The sequence below is a fragment of the Paraperlucidibaca sp. genome, assembly GCF_982810325.1.
This window is the reverse complement of the sequence record NZ_CEYEMI010000014.1, coordinates 15,894-33,748: the sequence shown is the minus strand read 5'-3', so window position 1 is coordinate 33,748 and position 17,855 is coordinate 15,894. Positions and strand designations below refer to the sequence as shown.

At 50.9% G+C, this 17,855-nt stretch carries 31 protein-coding genes; all 31 read right to left on the bottom strand.

The features are described from left to right. Positions 1-29: 29 nt before the first annotated feature. Positions 30-1,034 carry a DNA-directed RNA polymerase subunit alpha gene (locus AC3DKE_RS06650; protein ID WP_340675000.1) on the bottom strand — a complete coding sequence of 335 codons (1,005 nt, stop codon included), beginning with the start codon at positions 1,032-1,034 and terminating at the stop codon, positions 30-32. Positions 1,035-1,058: 24 nt separating this feature from the next. Then, entirely contained in the window at positions 1,059-1,682 is a 624-nt protein-coding gene (gene rpsD, locus AC3DKE_RS06645) for a 30S ribosomal protein S4 (protein WP_340675001.1), read from the bottom strand. A gap of 15 nt (positions 1,683-1,697) precedes the next feature. Continuing rightward, positions 1,698-2,087: a 30S ribosomal protein S11 gene (rpsK, locus tag AC3DKE_RS06640; RefSeq protein ID WP_340675002.1), complete on the bottom strand. Its 390-nt coding sequence runs from the start codon at positions 2,085-2,087 to the stop codon at positions 1,698-1,700. A 35-nt stretch (positions 2,088-2,122) separates the two neighbouring features. Next, positions 2,123-2,479, bottom strand: a complete 357-nt coding sequence (rpsM, locus tag AC3DKE_RS06635) for a 30S ribosomal protein S13 (protein ID WP_340675003.1) — start codon at positions 2,477-2,479, stop codon at positions 2,123-2,125. 104 nt (positions 2,480-2,583) lie between these two features. Continuing rightward, complete coding sequence (gene rpmJ / locus AC3DKE_RS06630) at positions 2,584-2,700, bottom strand: 50S ribosomal protein L36 (protein ID WP_082968850.1); 117 nt, start codon at positions 2,698-2,700, stop codon at positions 2,584-2,586. A gap of 37 nt (positions 2,701-2,737) precedes the next feature. Continuing rightward, complete coding sequence (gene secY, locus AC3DKE_RS06625; RefSeq protein ID WP_340675026.1) at positions 2,738-4,069, bottom strand: preprotein translocase subunit SecY; 1,332 nt, start codon at positions 4,067-4,069, stop codon at positions 2,738-2,740. A 38-nt stretch (positions 4,070-4,107) separates the two neighbouring features. Further along, entirely contained in the window at positions 4,108-4,542 is a 435-nt protein-coding gene (rplO, locus tag AC3DKE_RS06620) for a 50S ribosomal protein L15 (RefSeq protein ID WP_379072259.1), read from the bottom strand. Positions 4,543-4,544: 2 nt separating this feature from the next. Continuing rightward, complete coding sequence (gene rpmD / locus AC3DKE_RS06615) at positions 4,545-4,721, bottom strand: 50S ribosomal protein L30 (RefSeq protein ID WP_340675005.1); 177 nt, start codon at positions 4,719-4,721, stop codon at positions 4,545-4,547. Positions 4,722-4,725: 4 nt separating this feature from the next. After that, complete coding sequence (rpsE, locus tag AC3DKE_RS06610; protein WP_340675006.1) at positions 4,726-5,223, bottom strand: 30S ribosomal protein S5; 498 nt, start codon at positions 5,221-5,223, stop codon at positions 4,726-4,728. Between the two features lie 10 nt (positions 5,224-5,233). Then, positions 5,234-5,584, bottom strand: coding sequence for a 50S ribosomal protein L18 (rplR, locus tag AC3DKE_RS06605; RefSeq protein WP_340675007.1), 351 nt, complete (start codon positions 5,582-5,584; stop codon positions 5,234-5,236). Positions 5,585-5,601: 17 nt separating this feature from the next. Then, a complete protein-coding gene (gene rplF, locus AC3DKE_RS06600; RefSeq protein ID WP_340675008.1) occupies positions 5,602-6,135 on the bottom strand; it encodes a 50S ribosomal protein L6 in 534 nt (177 codons plus the stop codon). A 12-nt stretch (positions 6,136-6,147) separates the two neighbouring features. Further along, complete coding sequence (rpsH, locus tag AC3DKE_RS06595; RefSeq protein ID WP_340675009.1) at positions 6,148-6,540, bottom strand: 30S ribosomal protein S8; 393 nt, start codon at positions 6,538-6,540, stop codon at positions 6,148-6,150. A gap of 12 nt (positions 6,541-6,552) precedes the next feature. Next, a complete protein-coding gene (gene rpsN / locus AC3DKE_RS06590) occupies positions 6,553-6,858 on the bottom strand; it encodes a 30S ribosomal protein S14 (RefSeq protein WP_340675010.1) in 306 nt (101 codons plus the stop codon). Positions 6,859-6,867: 9 nt separating this feature from the next. Further along, positions 6,868-7,404: a 50S ribosomal protein L5 gene (gene rplE / locus AC3DKE_RS06585; protein ID WP_340675011.1), complete on the bottom strand. Its 537-nt coding sequence runs from the start codon at positions 7,402-7,404 to the stop codon at positions 6,868-6,870. Between the two features lie 15 nt (positions 7,405-7,419). Next, positions 7,420-7,737 carry a 50S ribosomal protein L24 gene (gene rplX / locus AC3DKE_RS06580; protein WP_340675012.1) on the bottom strand — a complete coding sequence of 106 codons (318 nt, stop codon included), beginning with the start codon at positions 7,735-7,737 and terminating at the stop codon, positions 7,420-7,422. Positions 7,738-7,748: 11 nt separating this feature from the next. Beyond that, on the bottom strand, positions 7,749-8,117 hold the full coding sequence (rplN, locus tag AC3DKE_RS06575; RefSeq protein WP_340675013.1) for a 50S ribosomal protein L14: 369 nt from the start codon (positions 8,115-8,117) through the stop codon (positions 7,749-7,751). Positions 8,118-8,206: 89 nt separating this feature from the next. After that, entirely contained in the window at positions 8,207-8,470 is a 264-nt protein-coding gene (gene rpsQ / locus AC3DKE_RS06570; protein ID WP_340675014.1) for a 30S ribosomal protein S17, read from the bottom strand. 2 nt (positions 8,471-8,472) lie between these two features. Next, on the bottom strand, positions 8,473-8,664 hold the full coding sequence (gene rpmC / locus AC3DKE_RS06565) for a 50S ribosomal protein L29 (RefSeq protein WP_340675015.1): 192 nt from the start codon (positions 8,662-8,664) through the stop codon (positions 8,473-8,475). After that, entirely contained in the window at positions 8,664-9,077 is a 414-nt protein-coding gene (rplP, locus tag AC3DKE_RS06560) for a 50S ribosomal protein L16 (RefSeq protein WP_340675016.1), read from the bottom strand. The genes rpmC and rplP overlap by 1 nt, the downstream gene beginning before the upstream one ends. Positions 9,078-9,088: 11 nt before the next feature. Next, positions 9,089-9,790, bottom strand: a complete 702-nt coding sequence (gene rpsC / locus AC3DKE_RS06555; protein WP_340675017.1) for a 30S ribosomal protein S3 — start codon at positions 9,788-9,790, stop codon at positions 9,089-9,091. A gap of 12 nt (positions 9,791-9,802) precedes the next feature. Continuing rightward, positions 9,803-10,138: a 50S ribosomal protein L22 gene (gene rplV, locus AC3DKE_RS06550; protein WP_340675018.1), complete on the bottom strand. Its 336-nt coding sequence runs from the start codon at positions 10,136-10,138 to the stop codon at positions 9,803-9,805. 10 nt (positions 10,139-10,148) lie between these two features. Further along, positions 10,149-10,424, bottom strand: coding sequence for a 30S ribosomal protein S19 (rpsS, locus tag AC3DKE_RS06545; RefSeq protein WP_340675019.1), 276 nt, complete (start codon positions 10,422-10,424; stop codon positions 10,149-10,151). A gap of 19 nt (positions 10,425-10,443) precedes the next feature. Further along, on the bottom strand, positions 10,444-11,268 hold the full coding sequence (gene rplB, locus AC3DKE_RS06540; RefSeq protein ID WP_340675020.1) for a 50S ribosomal protein L2: 825 nt from the start codon (positions 11,266-11,268) through the stop codon (positions 10,444-10,446). 17 nt (positions 11,269-11,285) lie between these two features. Then, positions 11,286-11,591, bottom strand: coding sequence for a 50S ribosomal protein L23 (gene rplW, locus AC3DKE_RS06535; RefSeq protein WP_340675021.1), 306 nt, complete (start codon positions 11,589-11,591; stop codon positions 11,286-11,288). Then, a complete protein-coding gene (gene rplD, locus AC3DKE_RS06530) occupies positions 11,588-12,190 on the bottom strand; it encodes a 50S ribosomal protein L4 (protein ID WP_340675022.1) in 603 nt (200 codons plus the stop codon). The genes rplW and rplD overlap by 4 nt, the downstream gene beginning before the upstream one ends. A gap of 10 nt (positions 12,191-12,200) precedes the next feature. Beyond that, the gene (rplC, locus tag AC3DKE_RS06525; protein ID WP_340675023.1) at positions 12,201-12,839 is read right to left on the bottom strand and encodes a 50S ribosomal protein L3; all 639 of its coding nucleotides are present in this window, start codon (positions 12,837-12,839) and stop codon (positions 12,201-12,203) included. Positions 12,840-12,891: 52 nt separating this feature from the next. Further along, the gene (gene rpsJ, locus AC3DKE_RS06520) at positions 12,892-13,203 is read right to left on the bottom strand and encodes a 30S ribosomal protein S10 (protein ID WP_340675024.1); all 312 of its coding nucleotides are present in this window, start codon (positions 13,201-13,203) and stop codon (positions 12,892-12,894) included. A 248-nt stretch (positions 13,204-13,451) separates the two neighbouring features. Further along, entirely contained in the window at positions 13,452-14,642 is a 1,191-nt protein-coding gene (tuf, locus tag AC3DKE_RS06515; protein ID WP_340675025.1) for an elongation factor Tu, read from the bottom strand. Positions 14,643-14,707: 65 nt separating this feature from the next. Then, positions 14,708-16,840: an elongation factor G gene (fusA, locus tag AC3DKE_RS06510; RefSeq protein WP_487990250.1), complete on the bottom strand. Its 2,133-nt coding sequence runs from the start codon at positions 16,838-16,840 to the stop codon at positions 14,708-14,710. A 21-nt stretch (positions 16,841-16,861) separates the two neighbouring features. Then, positions 16,862-17,332: a 30S ribosomal protein S7 gene (gene rpsG / locus AC3DKE_RS06505; RefSeq protein WP_379072242.1), complete on the bottom strand. Its 471-nt coding sequence runs from the start codon at positions 17,330-17,332 to the stop codon at positions 16,862-16,864. A gap of 76 nt (positions 17,333-17,408) precedes the next feature. After that, positions 17,409-17,783: a 30S ribosomal protein S12 gene (rpsL, locus tag AC3DKE_RS06500; RefSeq protein WP_379072239.1), complete on the bottom strand. Its 375-nt coding sequence runs from the start codon at positions 17,781-17,783 to the stop codon at positions 17,409-17,411. Positions 17,784-17,855: the final 72 nt, after the last annotated feature.

Genomic DNA, 17,855 nt, shown 5'->3' with positions numbered 1-17,855 from the left:
CAGTCTTCCTACACTAATTCAGTTGCCGATTAACGGCCGCGAAAATTCAAACGGTCGTCATTGCGCAGGCTAGCTGGTGGCCAGTTCTCCAAGCGCATCCCCAAAGACAAGCCTTTGGAAGCCAAGACATCTTTGATTTCAGTCAATGATTTCTTGCCTAAGTTCGGCGTCTTCAACAGTTCTACTTCAGTGCGCTGAACCAGATCACCGATGTAGTAAATATTTTCAGCTTTCAAGCAGTTAGCCGAACGAACGGTTAACTCTAGGTCATCAACTGGACGCAACAAGATCGGATCAACATCGTTGCCTGGTAGCGGAGCCACGGATGGGCTATCTGCTTCCAAATCAACGAAGACGGCGATTTGCTGTTGTAACACTGTTGCTGCGCGACGAATCGCTTCTTCAGCATCAATGGTACCGTTTGTTTCCAAGTCAATAACCAGCTTGTCCAAGTCAGTACGCTGTTCAACACGCGCACTTTCAACGACATAAGCAACACGTAGAATCGGGCTAAACGAAGCATCTAAAAGTAAACGGCCAATTGGACGCGTTTCATCTTCTTCGTAACGACCGTCTGCGGGCTCATAGCCGCGACCGCGTGCAACACGCAGCTTCATTTTCAAGTGCGCGTTAGCGCCCAAGGTTGCAATAACATGCGAAGGGTTAACCACTTCGCAGTTATGTGGCAACGACAAATCGGCAGCAGTTACAACGCAAGGACCTTTAGCATCAATCGCTAAAATGGCTTCTTGCTGTTCAAACAATTTTAGTGCCAAGCCTTTCAGGTTGAGCAGGATTTCGATGACATCTTCCTGAACACCTTCAATGGCGCTGTACTCATGCTCAACGCCTTCGATTTCAACATCGACCACTGCCGCACCGGGCATGGAAGATAGCAAAATGCGACGCAAAGCATTACCCAGCGTATGACCGAAACCGCGTTCAAGCGGCTCCAGGGTGACCTTGGCGCGGGTAGCGCTGACTGCCTGCACAGCGATGCTGCGCGGCGTCAGAAACTCATTAACCTGTGACATGGATGACACCCTCAAATCAAGCGATTACTTGGAGTACAGTTCAACGATCAAGTTTTCGTTGATTTCAGAGGACAAGTCGGAACGTTCCGGACGTGTCTTAAATGTACCTTCGAGCTTGGTGTTATCCACCTGAAGCCATACTGGAACACCACGTTGAGCAGCTAATTCCAAAGCGTTTTTAACGCGCACTTGGCCTTTCGCTTTCTCGTGAACAGTGATGACATCACCAGGAGCTACCTGAATCGAGGCAACGTTGACGCGAACGCCATTTACCAAGATTGCGCGGTGGCTAACCAGCTGACGTGATTCGGAGCGAGTAGCACCGAAACCCATGCGATACACAACGTTATCTAAACGCGACTCAAGCAAAAGCAACAGGTTTTCACCAGTTGAACCACGAAGACGAGCAGCTTCTTTGTAGTAGTTGCTGAATTGACGCTCAAGCACACCGTAAATACGGCGAACTTTCATTTTTTCACGATGCTGAGTACCGTACTCCGACATGCGACCCTTGCGGGATGCGCCATGCTGGCCTGGTGCTTGATCAGCTTTGCATTTGGTGTCCAGTGCACGAACGCCGCTCTTCAGTTGAAGATCGGTTCCTTCGCGACGGGAGAGCTTACATTTTGGGCCAATATAACGAGCCATATTCCCAGTCTCCTCTTACACGCGACGCTTTTTAGAAGGACGGCATCCGTTGTGCGGGATGGGTGTCACATCTGAAATGCTATTGATCTTATAACCAGCTGCGTTCAAAGCGCGCACGGCGGATTCGCGGCCCGGGCCCGGACCCTTCACTTGCACATCCAGATTTTTCAAACCGTATTCAGCAGCTGCTTTACCAGCAACTTCTGCGGCAACCTGTGCGGCAAATGGGGTGGACTTGCGGGAACCGCGGAAGCCCTGACCACCAGAGGTGGCCCAGGCCAGTGCGTTACCTTGACGATCGGTAATCATCACAATGGTGTTATTAAAAGACGCATGAATGTGCGCGATGCCGTCAGAGACCTGACGGGTCACCTTCTTACGTGCGCGCGAGTTATCTTTCGCCATCTTTTAGCTTCCGAGTTCGGCAGAATGAATAAAAATTACTTTTTAAGTGCTTTGCGCGGGCCCTTACGGGTACGAGCATTCGTTTTAGTACGCTGACCGCGGACCGGAAGGCCACGACGATGACGCATACCACGATAGCAACCTAAATCCATGAGACGCTTAATGTTCATGGACACTTCGCGACGGAGGTCACCCTCAGTTGCGTGTGTAGCTACTTGTGCCCGAACTAAATCGAGCTGCGCATCGGTAAGATCTTTGATCTTAGTTTCCGGTGCGATGCCTACGGCAGAAAGAATCTTCACCGAGGTAGTGCGACCGATACCAAAAATGTAGGTCAATGAAATGACCGCATGCTTGTTATCAGGAATGTTGACGCCGGCAATACGAGCCATTGACCTTTACTCCACTTCTTTTCGTATCAGACCGATGATTCGGACCAAGCGCAAGGCGCGAGAGTCTAACGACTCAACTGGCCGAATGCAACCGTTTGCTGAGATTAACCTTGACGTTGTTTGTGGCGCGGTTCAGCGCTGCAGATCACACGAAGGCTTCCATTGCGACGAACAATTTTACAGTTGCCACAAATCTTTTTTACTGAGGCTTGAACTTTCATGGTCCACCTACTCCAACAAAATTACTAAACGCGAGAATTAACGAATTTGACCAGCAGGACCGAAGCCTTTCAAGTTAGCCTTCTTCATCAATGACTCATACTGCTGCGACATGAGATGGGATTGAACTTGAGACATAAAGTCCATCACCACAACCACGACAATCAACAACGAGGTACCACCGAGATAAAACGGCACATTGAATGATACCTGTAAAATCATCGGCAACAGACATACAGCTGTCATGTAAAGCGACCCAACCAGTGTTAAGCGACCCAATACGGTGTCGATATAACGGCTGGTTTGCTCACCTGGACGAATACCTGGAATATAAGCACCAGATTTCTTCAGGTTATCTGCTACATCACGCGGGTTGAAAACTAAGGCCGTGTAGAAGTAGCAGAAGAAAATAATTAGTACGGCAAACAGTAGTAAGTACAGCGGCTGTGCCGGCGCTAACAGCAAAGACATTTCCTGCAAGATACGCTGGAAGGTCGTTGGGTTAGGCGACTGTGCAAACCATTGACCGATACTGGCCGGGAACAACAATAACGAGCTAGCAAAAATCGCAGGAATAACGCCAGCCATGTTTATCTTTAATGGCAAGTGACTTTGCTGCGCTGCAAATACTCTGCGACCCTGTTGGCGCTGCGCGTACTGCACTGTAATGCGACGCTGGCCGCGCTCCATGAACACAACAGCAGCAACGACAGCAATGGCTAGAACAGTAATCACTAGCAACGCCAGAATACCAATCTCACCTTGGCGAGCTGACTCTAAAGCCATGCCTACGGCGCCAGGCATACCAGCCACAATGCCGGCGAAAATCAGCATTGAAATACCGTTACCAACACCGCGCTCAGTAATCTGTTCGCCAAGCCACATCAAAAATACAGACCCGGCAACCAAGCTAACTACTGCAGGCACAAAAAATGCCATGCCATCATTCAATGTTATGCCTTGTGAAACCAAACCAGCTGACATGCCAATCGATTGAATTAGCGCCAGAAAAACCGTGCCATAGCGAGTGTACTGAGTGATCTGCCTACGACCAGCCTCACCCTCTTTCTTTAACGCTTCCAACGACGGGATAATCGTCGCGGCAAGCTGCATGATAATCGACGCAGAAATATACGGCATGATGCCGAGTGCGAGGATAGACATGCGCTCTAAAGCACCACCCGAGAACATGTTAAACAAGCTCAGGATAGTGTCTTTATTTTGATCAAATAGCTCAGCTAACCGGCTCGGGTTAATACCCGGAACCGGAATGTGAGCACCGAGGCGAAAAACCAGCAAGGCCAACAACAAAAAGCCGATACGGCGCCACAGCTCAGACATGCCTTTTTGCATACCTGGGCTTTGTAACATCTCACGTGCTTGTTGTCCGCCTTGCTTCGCCATTCGGCTTATTCCTCTACTGTGCCGCCGGCTGCTTCAATAGCAGCACGAGCGCCTTTAGTCACTTTCAGGCCTTTGACTGTGAGGGCGCGAGCCACTTCACCAGACAAAATTACACGAGCACGTGTCATGTCGTTACGCACAACGTTGGCAGTGATTAAGCTAGCCAAAGTAACTTCATCACCATCAACCAAGCCAATTTCAGACAAACGCACTTCAGCAGTTACTTGTTGCTTTAGTGATGTGAAACCGAATTTTGGCAGACGACGATACAAAGGCATTTGACCGCCTTCGAAGCCTGCACGTACCTTGCCTTTACCGCGTGATTTTTGGCCTTTAACACCAACACCACCAGTTTTACCTAAGCCTGAGCCAATACCACGGCCACGGCGCTTAGGAGCATGGGTTGAGCCTGGAGCAGGACTCAGATCATTTAAATGCATGATTAACCCTCAATCTTCACAAGGTAATGAACCTTGTTGATCATGCCGCGGTTTGACGGCGTATCAATAACTTCCACCGTGTGACCTATGCGGCGAAGACCAAGACCCTGCAAGCAAAGCTTGTGGTTCTTGAGCTTGTGTGCGCCGGAGCGCACTTGTGTGACTTTAATGGTGCTCATCGCATTACCCCAGGATTTCTTCAACCGTCAAGCCGCGCTTTGCAGCAACTTGATCCGGCGATGTCATCTCAGACAGGCCATTGAAAGTGGCGTGAACCACGTTGTTAGCATTCGTAGAGCCGTAGCACTTTGCCAACACGTTTTGCACACCAGCAACTTCCAGAACTGCACGCATTGCGCCACCAGCGATAACACCCGTACCTTCAGAGGCAGGCTGCATATACACGCGGGTTGCACCATGACGACCATTAATGGGGTGCTGAATGGTTGTGCCATTCAAATCCACTTGGATCATATTGCGTCGAGCAGCTTCCAGTGCTTTTTGAATGGCAGCAGGAACTTCACGCGCTTTACCGCGACCGAAGCCCACACGACCATTACCATCACCAACAACAGTTAGTGCTGTGAAAGCAAAAATTTTACCGCCTTTGACGGTCTTAGAAACCCGGTTGACCTCAACCAGCTTCTCGACGAAACCTTCGTTTTGTTCAAGCTTAGCCATGATTCAACCCTTAGAATTCCAGACCGGCTTCACGCGCAGCATCTGCTAATGCTTGCACGCGACCGTGATACTTAAAGCCGGAGCGATCAAACGCTACGCGGGTGACACCTGCCGCTTTGGCACGTTCAGCAACCAATGCGCCAACTTTCTTGGCTGCATCGATATTGCCTGTTCCGCCATCGCGCAGTGATGCGTCCAGGGTGGAAGCCTGAGCCAGAATCGAACCACCGTCTGCCGAAATAATCTGGGCATACATATGACGTGGCGTACGATTCACGCAGAGACGAACAGCACCTTGTTCGCGAATCTTGATGCGTGTGCTGCGAGCACGACGCTGACGAGCAACTTTCTTGTCGTTCATGGTGAGTCTCTACCTCGTTACTTCTTCTTGGCTTCTTTACGCAGAACATTCTCGTCTGAGTAACGAACACCTTTGCCCTTGTAAGGCTCTGGCGGACGGTAGCCACGCACGTTGGCGGCAACCTGACCGAGGAGCTGCTTGTCGACTGACTTCAGAATAATCTCAGTCGGTGTTGGCGTTTCCGCGGTAACACCTTCTGGCAATTCGTAGTCAACCGGGTGCGAGAAGCCAAGCGCTAAGTTTAGCGTTTTGCCTTTAGCAGCGGCTTTGTAACCCACACCAATGAGCTGCAATTTGCGCTCGAAGCCTGCGGACACACCGATTACATAGTTGTTAAGAACAGCGCGAGCCGTACCTGTTTGCATCCAGCCAGCTTGTGTGTCTTCGCGTGGCGAAAACTTCAACTCACTACCTTCTTGCGAAACAGCGACTAAGTCATTGAGCATAATGCTCAAAACGCCTTTGCCACCCTTAACTTGAACGTCTTGGCCCTTAATGATTACTTCAACGCCAGCTGGCAGAGTAATCGGGGATTTGGCAACACGAGACATCTTCGCTTCCTCTTACGACACGAGCGCGATGACTTCGCCACCCACGCCAGCGGCGCGTGCGGCACGATCAGTCATGATGCCCTTGTTAGTCGACACAAGCAGAACACCTAAGCCCTGCTTGACGCGTGTTAACTGGTTCGAACCTTTGTAAATACGAAGGCCTGGACGGCTAATACGCTTAATTTCTTCGATTACTGGCTTGCCTTCGAAATACTTCAAAGTCAACGTAAGTACAGGCTTTGGACCTTCACTTACTTCTGAGCCAGCGACATAACCTTCGCTTTGCAAAACGTTGGCTAGCGAAACTTTTAGCTTCGATGACGGCATACCAACTGTTGGCTTACCGGCACGTTGGGCATTACGAATGCGCGTTAGCATATCCGCAACGGTATCTTGCATACTCATTCTGTAACCCTCTTACCAGCTAGCCTTAACGACGCCTGGCACATCGCCACGCATCACGGCTTCACGTAATTTAATACGCGACAGGCCAAACTTACGGAAATAGCCGTGTGGACGACCCGTTAAACCGCAGCGATTACGCAGACGGCTTGGGCTCGAATCACGTGGCAAGCCTTGTAGGCGCAGAATGGCAGACCAACGATCTTCTTCACTGGCGCTAACACTCGAAATCGTTGCCTTCAGTTCCTGACGAAGCGTTGAGAACTTGGCAACTAGTTTTTCGCGCTTTAATTCGCGATTCTTCATGCTCTTCTTAGCCATGTCTCAGCCTCACTTAAACGGGAACTGGAAAGCTCGCAGCAATGCGCGACCTTCTTCGTCGGTACGCGCAGTAGTCGTGATAACCACGTCCATGCCACGCAGGCGATCGATTTTGTCGTAATCGATTTCTGTGAAAACGATTTGCTCTTTTAGGCCAAGGCTATAGTTGCCACGACCATCGAATGATTTCGGGCTGAACCCGCGGAAGTCACGAATACGAGGAATCGTGATGCCAATCAGACGATCTAAAAATTCATACATCATGTCGCCGCGCAAAGTTACTTTGCAGCCAATTGGCCAGCCATCACGGATTTTAAAGCCTGCGATGGATTTGCGAGTGAGAGTGACAACGGGTTTTTGGCCAGAAATCAACTGCATATCGGCCACGGCGCCATCGACAAGCTTCTTGTCTTGGCTGGCACCGCCCACTCCCATATTCAGAGTAATCTTTGTGATGCGTGGAATCTGCATCACGTTCTTGAGACCCAGCTCTTCTTGCAGCTTGGGCGAAATCTCATTTTTAAATACAGCTTTCAGTCTGGCCATTTAAACCAACCTACCTTACTTAGTGTCAGCGACTTCGCCGGTCGATTTGAAAATACGGACTTTTTTGCCGTCTTCTAAAATCTTATAACCAACGCGGTCTGCTTTATTTGTGGCCTGATTGAAAAGGGCAATGTTGGAAATATTCAAAGCGGCTTCGCGCTCTAAAATACCACCTTGTTCGCCACGGTTCGGATTCGGCTTAACGTGTTTCTTCACCAGGTTTACACCGGCTACCAATACACGACCTTCGGCAACGTTTAGCACCTTGCCGCGCTTGCCTTTATCTTTACCTGCAATCACGACCACTTCGTCGTCACGCTTAATCTTTGCCATCTCTGTCTACCTCACAGCACTTCAGGGGCGAGCGAGATGATCTTCATGAACTGCTCATTACGCAATTCACGGGTCACCGGCCCGAAGATACGGGTGCCGATCGGGGACTTGTTGTTGTTCAAGATCACGGCAGCATTGTCATCAAAGCGAATCACGGAACCGTCTGGGCGGCGAATACCTTTTTTGGTACGCACAACCACGGCGTTCATGACGTCGCCTTTCTTGACCTTACCGCGAGGAATTGCTTCCTTAACAGTAACCTTGATGACATCACCGACCGAGGCATAACGGCGGTGTGAACCACCGAGAACCTTGATACACATGACACGACGAGCACCGCTGTTGTCAGCGACCTCGAGCATCGTTTCGGTCTGAATCATTACTCTCTCCAAACCCTACAAAAAGGGAGCCCCTCTATGCGGGGCGCGAAATCCTAACTGATGCGACACAAAGTCGCAAGCCAAACTGCTTAAGCTTTGGCTTTCTCTAGTACTTCCACCAAGACCCAGTTTTTCAACTTGGACAGTGGGCGGCACTCCTGAATGGAGACCACATCACCTTCTTGGCAAATGTTTTGTTCATCATGGGCATGCATTTTAGTTGAGCGCGTGATGTATTTACCATACAGCGGGTGCTTAACCTTACGCTCAATCAGCACAGTGATGGACTTATCCATCTTGTTGCTGACTACTTTGCCAACGACGATACGTTGAGTTTTGGACTGTTCCGTCATGGTCAGTTACCTTCCTTTTCTGTCAGGATGGTCTTTACACGGGCGATGTCCTTGCGAACCACATCGATCTTGTGGTTTTGAGCCAGCTGACCGGTCGCCTGAGCCATACGCAGCGTAAACTGCTGACGCTGTAAATTGCTGAGCTCTTTGTTCAAGTCCTCAACGCTCTTTTCACGTAAATCTTTGCCGTTCATTACATCACCGTCCGAGTAACAATGGTGGTCTTGAGAGGCAGCTTGGCGGCAGCCAGGGTAAACGCTTCACGAGCCAAGTCGTCAGGGACGCCTTCCATCTCATAAAGAATCTTACCTGGCTGAATTTCAGCCACCCAATACTCCACGCTACCCTTACCTTTACCCATACGAACTTCCAAAGGCTTCTTGGTGATGGGCTTGTCCGGGAAAACGCGGATGAAAATTTTGCCGCCACGCTTCACACGACGCGAAATAGCACGACGAGCCGCTTCAATTTGACGAGCAGTGATACGACCACGCTCAACAGATTTCAATGCAATCGTACCAAATGCAACTGTGCTGCCACGAAGCGCCAGGCCAGTGTTGCGGCCTTTGTGCATCTTGCGGAACTTAGTTCTTTTAGGCTGTAACATCTCTCAACCCCTTAGTTCTTCGGGCCGCGCTTTTTAGCGGGACGGGCTTCCTCGGCAGGAGCTGGCGCATAGGCCTGATCCATACCACCCAGGATTTCACCCTTGAAAATCCACACTTTAACGCCGATACAGCCGTAGGTGGTTTCAGCACGCACGATCGAATAATCGATGTCAGCGCGCAGAGTGTGAAGCGGCACACGGCCTTCGCGGTACCATTCGGTACGAGCAATTTCTGCTCCACCTAAACGGCCCGACACTTCAACCTTGATCCCTTTAGCGCCAGCACGCATGGAGTTCTGTACCGCGCGCTTCATAGCACGACGGAACATCACACGACGCTCGAGTTGCGAGGCAATACCTTCAGCAACGAGCTTGGCATCTAAGTCTGGCTTACGAATTTCGTCGATGTTGATCTGTACCGGCATCTTCATCAATTTGGCGACTTCACGGCGTAGACGTTCGACGTCTTCACCCTTCTTGCCAATCAGCACGCCAGGGCGAGCTGTCGAAATCGTAATGCGTGCGTTTTCAGAAGGACGCTCAATGAGAATCTTGCTCACTGAAGCGGCTTTTAGACGCACATTTAAAAACTCACGCACTTGCAAGTCAGCGAGTAAGAACTCAGCGTATTGCTTCGGGCTGGCATACCAGTTGGCGTTATGTTTTTTAATAACACCTAAGCGGATACCGATTGGATGAACTTTCTGACCCATTTCTTCAGCCCCTTACTTGCCTTCAGCCACGATGACGGAGATGTGGCATGTGCGCTTGCTAATACGATCCGCACGGCCTTTAGCGCGTGGCAGGATACGCTTAAGCGTTACACCCTCATCTACAAAGATAGTGGCGACGCGTAGTTCGTCCACATCCGCCCCCTGGTTGTGCTCGGCATTAGCTATTGCTGATTCGAGCACTTTTTTAACGAAGCCTGCGGCCTTCTTATCGCTGAAATTCAGCGTATTGAGGGCCAGCTCAACGGACAAGCCGCGAACTTGATCGGCGACAAGGCGAGCCTTTTGAGCCGAGATCGGCGCGCCACGCAATTTTGCGGTAGCTTCCATCATGCTCTCCTTAACGCTTCGATTTCTTGTCGACAACGTGACCGCGATAGGTACGAGTCGGCGCGAATTCGCCAAGTTTATGACCAACCATGTGTTCAGTGATGAACACAGGCACGTGTTGTTTGCCGTTATGAACAGCAATCGTTAAGCCAACCATTTCCGGCAGAATCATCGAGCGACGCGACCAGGTCTTGATAGGCTTTTTCGAGTTGGCTGCCGCCGCTGCTTCCACCTTAACAAACAGATGGGTATCAACGAACGGACCCTTTTTCAGTGAACGAGGCACAATAAGACTCCTCTACCCATTACTTGACGCGACGGTCGCGGACAATCATGCCGCTAGTACGCTTATTATTACGGGTTTTATAACCCTTGGACGGCGTGCCCCATGGCGACACCGGCTGCATGCCCTTGTTACGACCTTCACCACCACCATGCGGGTGATCAACCGGGTTCATGGCCATACCACGAACTGTCGGACGAACACCACGCCAGCGGCTAGCACCGGCTTTACCCAACGAACGCAAGCTATGCTCGCTGTTGGATATTTCACCGAATGCAGCGCGGCAGTCGACGTGAATTTTACGCATTTCGCCTGAGCGTAAGCGCACGATAGCGTAGCTACCATCACGACCGAGCAACTGAGCCGAAGTACCTGCCGAACGAACCAACTGAGCACCTTTACCAGGCTTCAGTTCGATGCAGCAAATCGTCGAACCTAGTGGCATATTGCGCAATGGCAACACGTTACCCACCTTGATCGGCGCTGCGTCACCCGACATTACTTGATCGCCAACTTGCTGATTTTTCAGCGCGATCATGTAACGACGGTCGCCATCAGCATATTTCAACAATGCGATGTGAGCGGTACGGTTAGGGTCGTATTCAATACGCTCAACGGTGGCTGGAATGCCATCTTTGCCGCGCTTGAAATCGATCACTCGATATAACTGCTTGTGACCACCACCAATGTGACGCATGGTGATGCGGCCATTATTGTTACGACCACCAGTGCGCGACTGTGATTCGACCAAAGGCGCGTGTGGGCGACCTTTGTGAAGGTGCTTATGAACCACCTTCTCAACGAAACGACGGCCTGGCGAGGTCGGTTTGCATTTTACAATTGCCATGTCAGTTCTCCCGGCCCTTATTCGACTGTGCCAATGGCATTAAAGTCGATGTCAAAGCCTTCCTTCAACGAGACGTAAGCCTTTTTGAAGTCTTGGCGACGGCCCTGGGAGCGACCAAAGCGTTTGCTTTTGCCCTTGACCAGCACAGTGTTAACCGCATCAACTTTAACGTTGAGCAGATCTTCAACGGCCTTCTTGATTTCTAGCTTGTTGGCGTCGCGACTCACCTTAAAAACCACTTGACGGTGCTTATCAGCTACCATCGTGGCTTTCTCGGACACATGCGGCGCAAGCAATACTTGCAACAGACGTTCCTGGCTCATCCCAATTCCACCTCAAGTTTCTTGGCTGCAGGCACAGACATCAGTACCTTTTCGTAGCCAATCAAGCTCACCGGATCAACAGCCGTTGTATCGATCACATCGATATGCGGGATGTTACGTGCCGCGAGATACAAGTTCTCGTCAACAGCATCAGTGATGATCAGCGCGTTCGTCAGACCTAAGCTTTGCAGCTTAGTCATCAGTTCTTTAGTTTTCGGTGCAGAAACCGTGAAGTCATCCACAAGCACTAAGCGGTCTTGGCGAACGAGTTCAGCCAAGATGCACTGCATAGCACCGCGATACATCTTACGGTTTACTTTTTGATCCCAGTCTTGCGGACGTGCTGCAAAGCTCTTTCCGCCGCCACGCCAAATGGGGCTGCGAATTGAACCAGCACGGGCGCGACCCGAACCTTTTTGTTTAAATGGCTTTTTGCCGCCGCCACTGACTTCGGCACGCGATTTCTGCGCCTTAGTGCCCTGACGAGCACCAGCCATGTATGCAACAACAACCTGGTGCACTAGGGCTTCGTTGAATTCTTTACCGAAAGCAACTTCGGAGAGCTCAACGGCGGACCCGGATACAGTCTTGAGGTTCACGTTATTCTCCTCAGGCCTTCACGGTCGGACGTACGATGACGTCATTACCGGTTGCGCCCGGCACAGCACCTTTAATAACGAGCACGTTGCGCTCGAGATCAATCGATACCACTTCCAGACCTTGAACTGTGACGCGCTCGGCACCCATATGACCAGCCATCTTCTTGCCCTTGAAAACCTTACCTGGGCTTTGGTTCTGACCGGTGGAGCCGTGCGCACGGTGCGACACGGAGTTACCGTGCGTGGCATCTTGCATGCTGAAGTTCCAGCGCTTAACACCGCCCTGGAAACCCTTGCCCTTAGATGTACCAGTGACATCAACCACCTGACCAGGAGTAAACATGGTCACGGCTAATTCACCACCAACAGCCAACTCAGCGGCTTCATCGCCAGCGATGCGGAATTCCCACACGCCACGACCAGCTGCCACATTAGCTTTAGCGAAGTGACCAGCCATTGGCTTCGTAACACGGGAAGCACGACGCTCGCCTGTAGTTACTTGCACTGCTTGGTAACCATCGCTTTCGAGCGATTTGATTTGCGTAATACGGTTTGGATCGACTTCGATCACAGTTACAGGAATTGAAACACCTGCTTCTGTGAATACGCGCGTCATCCCGCATTTACGACCGACTAATCCAATAGCCATTTATTCAGACCTCTTTGGCACACTGTCTCAGAGGAGACCTTCTGCTGAACGATCAACCCAAGCTGATTTGAACATCTACGCCAGCGGCGAGGTCCAATTTCATTAGCGCATCGACTGTTTTGTCTGTTGGCTGAACAATGTCAACCAAGCGCTTATGGGTGCGAATTTCATACTGATCGCGCGCGTCTTTATTGACGTGCGGCGAGGTCAGTACGTTGAAACGCTCGATGCGCGTTGGCATCGGGATAGGGCCACAAACTTGCGCCCCTGTACGTTTCGCGGTTTCCACAATCTCGAGCGCCGATTGGTCGATCAGACGATGATCGAACGCCTTCAGGCGGATGCGGATTCTCTGGTTAGCCATTCCAGCAACTCCAAAGCAAAAAAGAACTAGCCCACTACTAGCTTGCTAACTAATAGAAGACTTCTCACAAACCAGGCCGGAAACTATGCTCCGGATGTACACCCCAACTTTCTGGGGTGGCGTATATTAATAGCTGACGGGTTCTGCCGCAAGTACTATTTGCGAATTTCCTACAGATACTAATAACGATTTGCTGCCTGCCCTAAAAGCCTCGAGAGCAAATGCCGCTCGAGGCTTTGAATCACCGCTTAGGCGAAGATTTTAGCAACAACACCAGCGCCGACGGTACGACCGCCTTCACGGATGGCGAAGCGCAAGCCTTCTTCCATAGCAATTGGTGCGATCAGCGTGACGTTCACGTTGATGTTGTCGCCAGGCATAACCATCTCTACGCCTTCGGCCAACTCAATAGCGCCTGTCACGTCTGTTGTACGGAAGTAGAACTGTGGGCGGTAGCCTTTGAAGAATGGCGTGTGACGACCACCTTCTTCTTTGCTCAGCACATAGATTTCCGATTCAAACTGGGTGTGTGGCTTGATCGTGCCTGGCTTAGCCAGAACCTGACCACGCTGCACGTCTTCACGCTTAGTACCACGCAGCAACACGCCGCAGTTCTCGCCTGCACGACCTTCGTCGAGCAATTTGCGGAACATTTCAACGCCAGTACAGGTCGTTTTAACAGTGTCTTTCAAACCAACGATTTCGATTTCTTCGCCGACTTTAACGATGCCACGCTCAACACGACCAGTCACAACAGTACCGCGACCAGAGATGGAGAATACGTCTTCGATAGGCATCAGGAATGGCTTGTCGATTGCACGTAGTGGCTCTGGGATATAGCTATCCAGTGTTTCAACTAGTTTAGCAATCGCAGGCATGCCGAACTCGGTTGTTTCGCCGTTCAATGCTTGCAGCGCTGAACCACGGATGACTGGCGTGTCATCGCCTGGGAATTTGTACATGGTTAGAAGTTCGCGAACTTCCATTTCCACCAATTCCAGCAGCTCTTCGTCATCGACGAGGTCGCATTTGTTCAAGAACACAACGATGTATGGAACGCCAACTTGACGTGATAGCAGGATGTGCTCACGTGTTTGCGCCATAGGGCCGTCAGTTGCCGCGATCACGAGGATAGCGCCGTCCATTTGAGCAGCACCGGTGATCATGTTTTTCACATAGTCAGCGTGACCTGGGCAGTCGACGTGCGCGTAGTGGCGAATCGGGCTGTCGTATTCAACGTGCGATGTATTAATCGTAATACCACGAGCCTTTTCTTCAGGGCTCGAATCGATTTGGTCGTAGCCTTTAGCGTCGCCGCCATAAAGCTTAGCGCACGATGTAGCGATAGCAGCTGTCAGCGTGGTTTTGCCATGGTCGACGTGACCAATAGTGCCGACGTTGACGTGCGGTTTATTACGTTCAAACTTTGACTTTGCCATTTCTTAAAATCCTCAAGGGTTCTGTAAAGCGCTGCACCCAAATCTGGAGGCAGCACCCAGGTTACTTATTCGCCAGCGCTACGCTTAGCGGTGTATTTTGTGATGATCGCATCAGCCACGTTTTTCGGAGTTTCGGCATACTTGCCGAACTCCATGGTGAATGTGGCGCGGCCTTGTGACATCGAGCGCATGTCAGTGGCATAGCCAAACATTTCAGCCAAAGGAACTTCAGCACGAATCGACTTAGCACCGCCAGGCAGGTCATCCATGCCTTGCAAGTTGCCGCGGCGACGACTCAAGTCACCCATGATGTCGCCCATGTAGTCTTCTGGTGTTTCCACTTCGACTTTCATGACCGGCTCAAGCAACACTGGATCTGCATCCATGAAGCCGCGCTTGAAGCCCATGCTAGCGGCGATTTTAAACGCCATTTCGTTGGAGTCTACATCGTGGTAAGAGCCGTCATACAGCGTGGCCTGAATACCAACGATTGGATAGCCCGCGAGCACGCCATTGGCCATTTGCTCTTGGATACCCTTGTCGACAGCGCCAAAGTATTCTTTCGGAACCGTACCACCAACAACTTCTTCGACGAACTTGTAGTCAACGCCTTCCTCAACGCCATAAATAGGCTTGAGGCGAAGTAACACGTGACCATACTGACCACGGCCGCCGGACTGACGAACAAACTTGCCTTCAGTGTCGACTGCTTTGCGGATGGTTTCACGGTAGGCGACTTGTGGCTTGCCGATGTTAGCCTCAACACCAAACTCACGACGCATACGATCAACAAGAATGTCTAAGTGAAGCTCACCCATGCCGGAGATGATGGTTTGGCCAGACTCTTCGTCGGTGCGAACACGGAACGATGGATCTTCTTTAGCCAGACGGCCCAAGGCAATCGACATTTTTTCTTGGTCAGCTTTTGTTTTCGGCTCAACGGCAACCGAAATCACTGGCTCTGGGAACTCCATGCGCTCGAGTGTGATGACTTTATTTTCGTCACACAGCGTGTCGCCTGTTGTTACGTCTTTCAAGCCAACAAGAGCTGCGATATCGCCTGCGCGAATCTCGGAAATTTCTTCACGCTGGTTTGCATGCATCTGCAGAATACGACCAATACGCTCTTTCTTGCTCTTAACAGGGTTCCAAGCCGCCTCACCCGATTTCAGAACGCCCGAATAAACGCGTACGAATGTTAGGTTACCAACGAACTTGTCATTCATAATTTTGAAAGCAAGTGCGGAGAAAGGCTCATCGTCTGACGACTTGCGCTGACCTTCGGATTCGTCTTTGTCATCCAGCACACCGGTAACAGGGGCAACGTCGTTGGGCGCAGGCAAATAACGAATCACGGAATCCAGCATAAGCTGAACACCTTTATTTTTGAATGCCGAACCGCACAGCATAGGCTGAATTTCGCCAGCCAATGTGCGCATACGAATCGCTTTGTAAATCTGCTCTTCGCTAAGGTCGCCGTTTTCTAAGTACTCATTCATCAGCTCTTCAGAAGCTTCAGCAGCTGACTCAATGAGGTTTTCGCGCCATTTCTCGCACTCAGCCTGCAAGCTCTCTGGGATGTCGCGCGTATCGAAGGTCATACCTTGAGTCGCTTCTTCCCAATAAATTGCTTTCATCGTGACCAAATCAACAACGCCTTCGAAATTTTCTTCGGCACCGATGGGCACAACGAGCGGTACAGGGTGGGCACCCAGACGAGTCCTCATCTGCTCAACAACGCGGAAGAAGTTAGCGCCAGTACGGTCCATTTTGTTCACAAAGGCCAAGCGAGGCACTTTGTACTTATTGGCTTGGCGCCACACAGTCTCAGACTGTGGCTGAACACCACCAACGGCGCAATACACCATGCACGCACCATCGAGCACACGCATGGAACGCTCAACTTCAATGGTGAAGTCAACGTGGCCAGGAGTATCAATGATGTTGATTTGATGCTGATCGAACTGTTTCGCCATGCCAGACCAGAAGCATGTCGTTGCCGCGGAGGTAATAGTAATCCCGCGCTCTTGTTCTTGCTCCATCCAGTCCATAGTGGCTGCGCCATCATGAACTTCACCGAGCTTGTGATTTTTACCTGTGTAAAAAAGCACGCGCTCAGTGGTGGTTGTTTTACCGGCGTCAATGTGCGCCGAAATACCAATATTACGGTATAGGTTTAACGGGGTAGCTCTAGCCACGTGAGTCTCCTGAGACCAAGATTAGAAGCGGTAGTGCGCGAAAGCTTTGTTAGCTTCGGCCATACGGTGAACGTCTTCACGTTTCTTGATAGCAGCGCCTTTGCCTTCGTTGGCATCGAGCAACTCACCAGCCAAACGCAGAGCCATGGTTTTTTCCGAACGCTTACGTGCGGAATCAACCAACCAGCGCATAGCCAATGCAGTACGACGGGAGGGGCGTACTTCCATTGGCACCTGGTAGGTGGCGCCACCGACGCGACGAGCCTTGACCTCAACCATTGGACGCAGTTTTTCTAGAACCGATTCAAAAATCTCAACGGGATTGCCTTTGTTTTTCTCAGCAACGCGTGCAAGCGCGCCGTAAACAATCGACTCTGCGGTGGATTTCTTTCCGGATTCCATCACCTGGTTCATGAACTTGGCGAGGGTTTGGCTACCAAATTTTGGATCTGGTAGGATTTCGCGGACTGCTACAACTCTTCTTCTTGGCATGACTCATTAAACCTTTTATGAAGCTTCAGGGGTGTCCGGGACGATTACATCTGCCCGGCCTTACTGCGCCTAAGTCTTACTTCTTAGGACGCTTGGTACCGTACTTGGAACGCGACTGCATGCGGCCTTTAACGCCTGCGCAATCGAGCGAACCACGAACAGTGTGATAACGCACACCGGGCAAATCTTTAACACGACCGCCACGGATTAGAACCACGCTGTGCTCTTGCAAGTTGTGGCCTTCACCACCGATGTAAGAGCTAACTTCGAAACCTGACGTTAAGCGCACACGGCAAACTTTACGCAGAGCCGAGTTTGGCTTTTTAGGTGTCGTTGTGTAGACACGTGTGCAAACACCGCGACGTTGCGGGCTGCCTTTAAGTGCTGGAACACCGGACTTTTCGACCAGTGCTTGCCGACCCTTGCGGATCAATTGGTTAGTAGTTGCCATAGCAGCCTGTTCTCTCCCGTTAATTTTACACAACCGAAAAAAGAGCCGAGAGGCTCCTTTTCAGGGTTGCGC

Coding starts and splice junctions, on each gene's coding strand:
- AC3DKE_RS06650 (WP_340675000.1), bottom strand. CDS start 1,034: ATGTCACAGGTTAATGAGTTTCTGACGCCGCGCAGCATCGCTGTGCAG.
- rpsD (WP_340675001.1), bottom strand. CDS start 1,682: ATGGCTCGTTATATTGGCCCAAAATGTAAGCTCTCCCGTCGCGAAGGA.
- rpsK (WP_340675002.1), bottom strand. CDS start 2,087: ATGGCGAAAGATAACTCGCGCGCACGTAAGAAGGTGACCCGTCAGGTC.
- rpsM (WP_340675003.1), bottom strand. CDS start 2,479: ATGGCTCGTATTGCCGGCGTCAACATTCCTGATAACAAGCATGCGGTC.
- rpmJ (WP_082968850.1), bottom strand. CDS start 2,700: ATGAAAGTTCAAGCCTCAGTAAAAAAGATTTGTGGCAACTGTAAAATT.
- secY (WP_340675026.1), bottom strand. CDS start 4,069: ATGTTACAAAGCCCAGGTATGCAAAAAGGCATGTCTGAGCTGTGGCGC.
- rplO (WP_379072259.1), bottom strand. CDS start 4,542: ATGCATTTAAATGATCTGAGTCCTGCTCCAGGCTCAACCCATGCTCCT.
- rpmD (WP_340675005.1), bottom strand. CDS start 4,721: ATGAGCACCATTAAAGTCACACAAGTGCGCTCCGGCGCACACAAGCTC.
- rpsE (WP_340675006.1), bottom strand. CDS start 5,223: ATGGCTAAGCTTGAACAAAACGAAGGTTTCGTCGAGAAGCTGGTTGAG.
- rplR (WP_340675007.1), bottom strand. CDS start 5,584: ATGAACGACAAGAAAGTTGCTCGTCAGCGTCGTGCTCGCAGCACACGC.
- rplF (WP_340675008.1), bottom strand. CDS start 6,135: ATGTCTCGTGTTGCCAAATCCCCGATTACTCTGCCAGCTGGCGTTGAA.
- rpsH (WP_340675009.1), bottom strand. CDS start 6,540: ATGAGTATGCAAGATACCGTTGCGGATATGCTAACGCGCATTCGTAAT.
- rpsN (WP_340675010.1), bottom strand. CDS start 6,858: ATGGCTAAGAAGAGCATGAAGAATCGCGAATTAAAGCGCGAAAAACTA.
- rplE (WP_340675011.1), bottom strand. CDS start 7,404: ATGGCCAGACTGAAAGCTGTATTTAAAAATGAGATTTCGCCCAAGCTG.
- rplX (WP_340675012.1), bottom strand. CDS start 7,737: ATGGCAAAGATTAAGCGTGACGACGAAGTGGTCGTGATTGCAGGTAAA.
- rplN (WP_340675013.1), bottom strand. CDS start 8,117: ATGATTCAGACCGAAACGATGCTCGAGGTCGCTGACAACAGCGGTGCT.
- rpsQ (WP_340675014.1), bottom strand. CDS start 8,470: ATGACGGAACAGTCCAAAACTCAACGTATCGTCGTTGGCAAAGTAGTC.
- rpmC (WP_340675015.1), bottom strand. CDS start 8,664: ATGAACGGCAAAGATTTACGTGAAAAGAGCGTTGAGGACTTGAACAAA.
- rplP (WP_340675016.1), bottom strand. CDS start 9,077: ATGTTACAGCCTAAAAGAACTAAGTTCCGCAAGATGCACAAAGGCCGC.
- rpsC (WP_340675017.1), bottom strand. CDS start 9,790: ATGGGTCAGAAAGTTCATCCAATCGGTATCCGCTTAGGTGTTATTAAA.
- rplV (WP_340675018.1), bottom strand. CDS start 10,138: ATGGAAGCTACCGCAAAATTGCGTGGCGCGCCGATCTCGGCTCAAAAG.
- rplB (WP_340675020.1), bottom strand. CDS start 11,268: ATGGCAATTGTAAAATGCAAACCGACCTCGCCAGGCCGTCGTTTCGTT.
- rplW (WP_340675021.1), bottom strand. CDS start 11,591: ATGAGCCAGGAACGTCTGTTGCAAGTATTGCTTGCGCCGCATGTGTCC.
- rplC (WP_340675023.1), bottom strand. CDS start 12,839: ATGGCTATTGGATTAGTCGGTCGTAAATGCGGGATGACGCGCGTATTC.
- rpsJ (WP_340675024.1), bottom strand. CDS start 13,203: ATGGCTAACCAGAGAATCCGCATCCGCCTGAAGGCGTTCGATCATCGT.
- tuf (WP_340675025.1), bottom strand. CDS start 14,642: ATGGCAAAGTCAAAGTTTGAACGTAATAAACCGCACGTCAACGTCGGC.
- rpsG (WP_379072242.1), bottom strand. CDS start 17,332: ATGCCAAGAAGAAGAGTTGTAGCAGTCCGCGAAATCCTACCAGATCCA.
- rpsL (WP_379072239.1), bottom strand. CDS start 17,783: ATGGCAACTACTAACCAATTGATCCGCAAGGGTCGGCAAGCACTGGTC.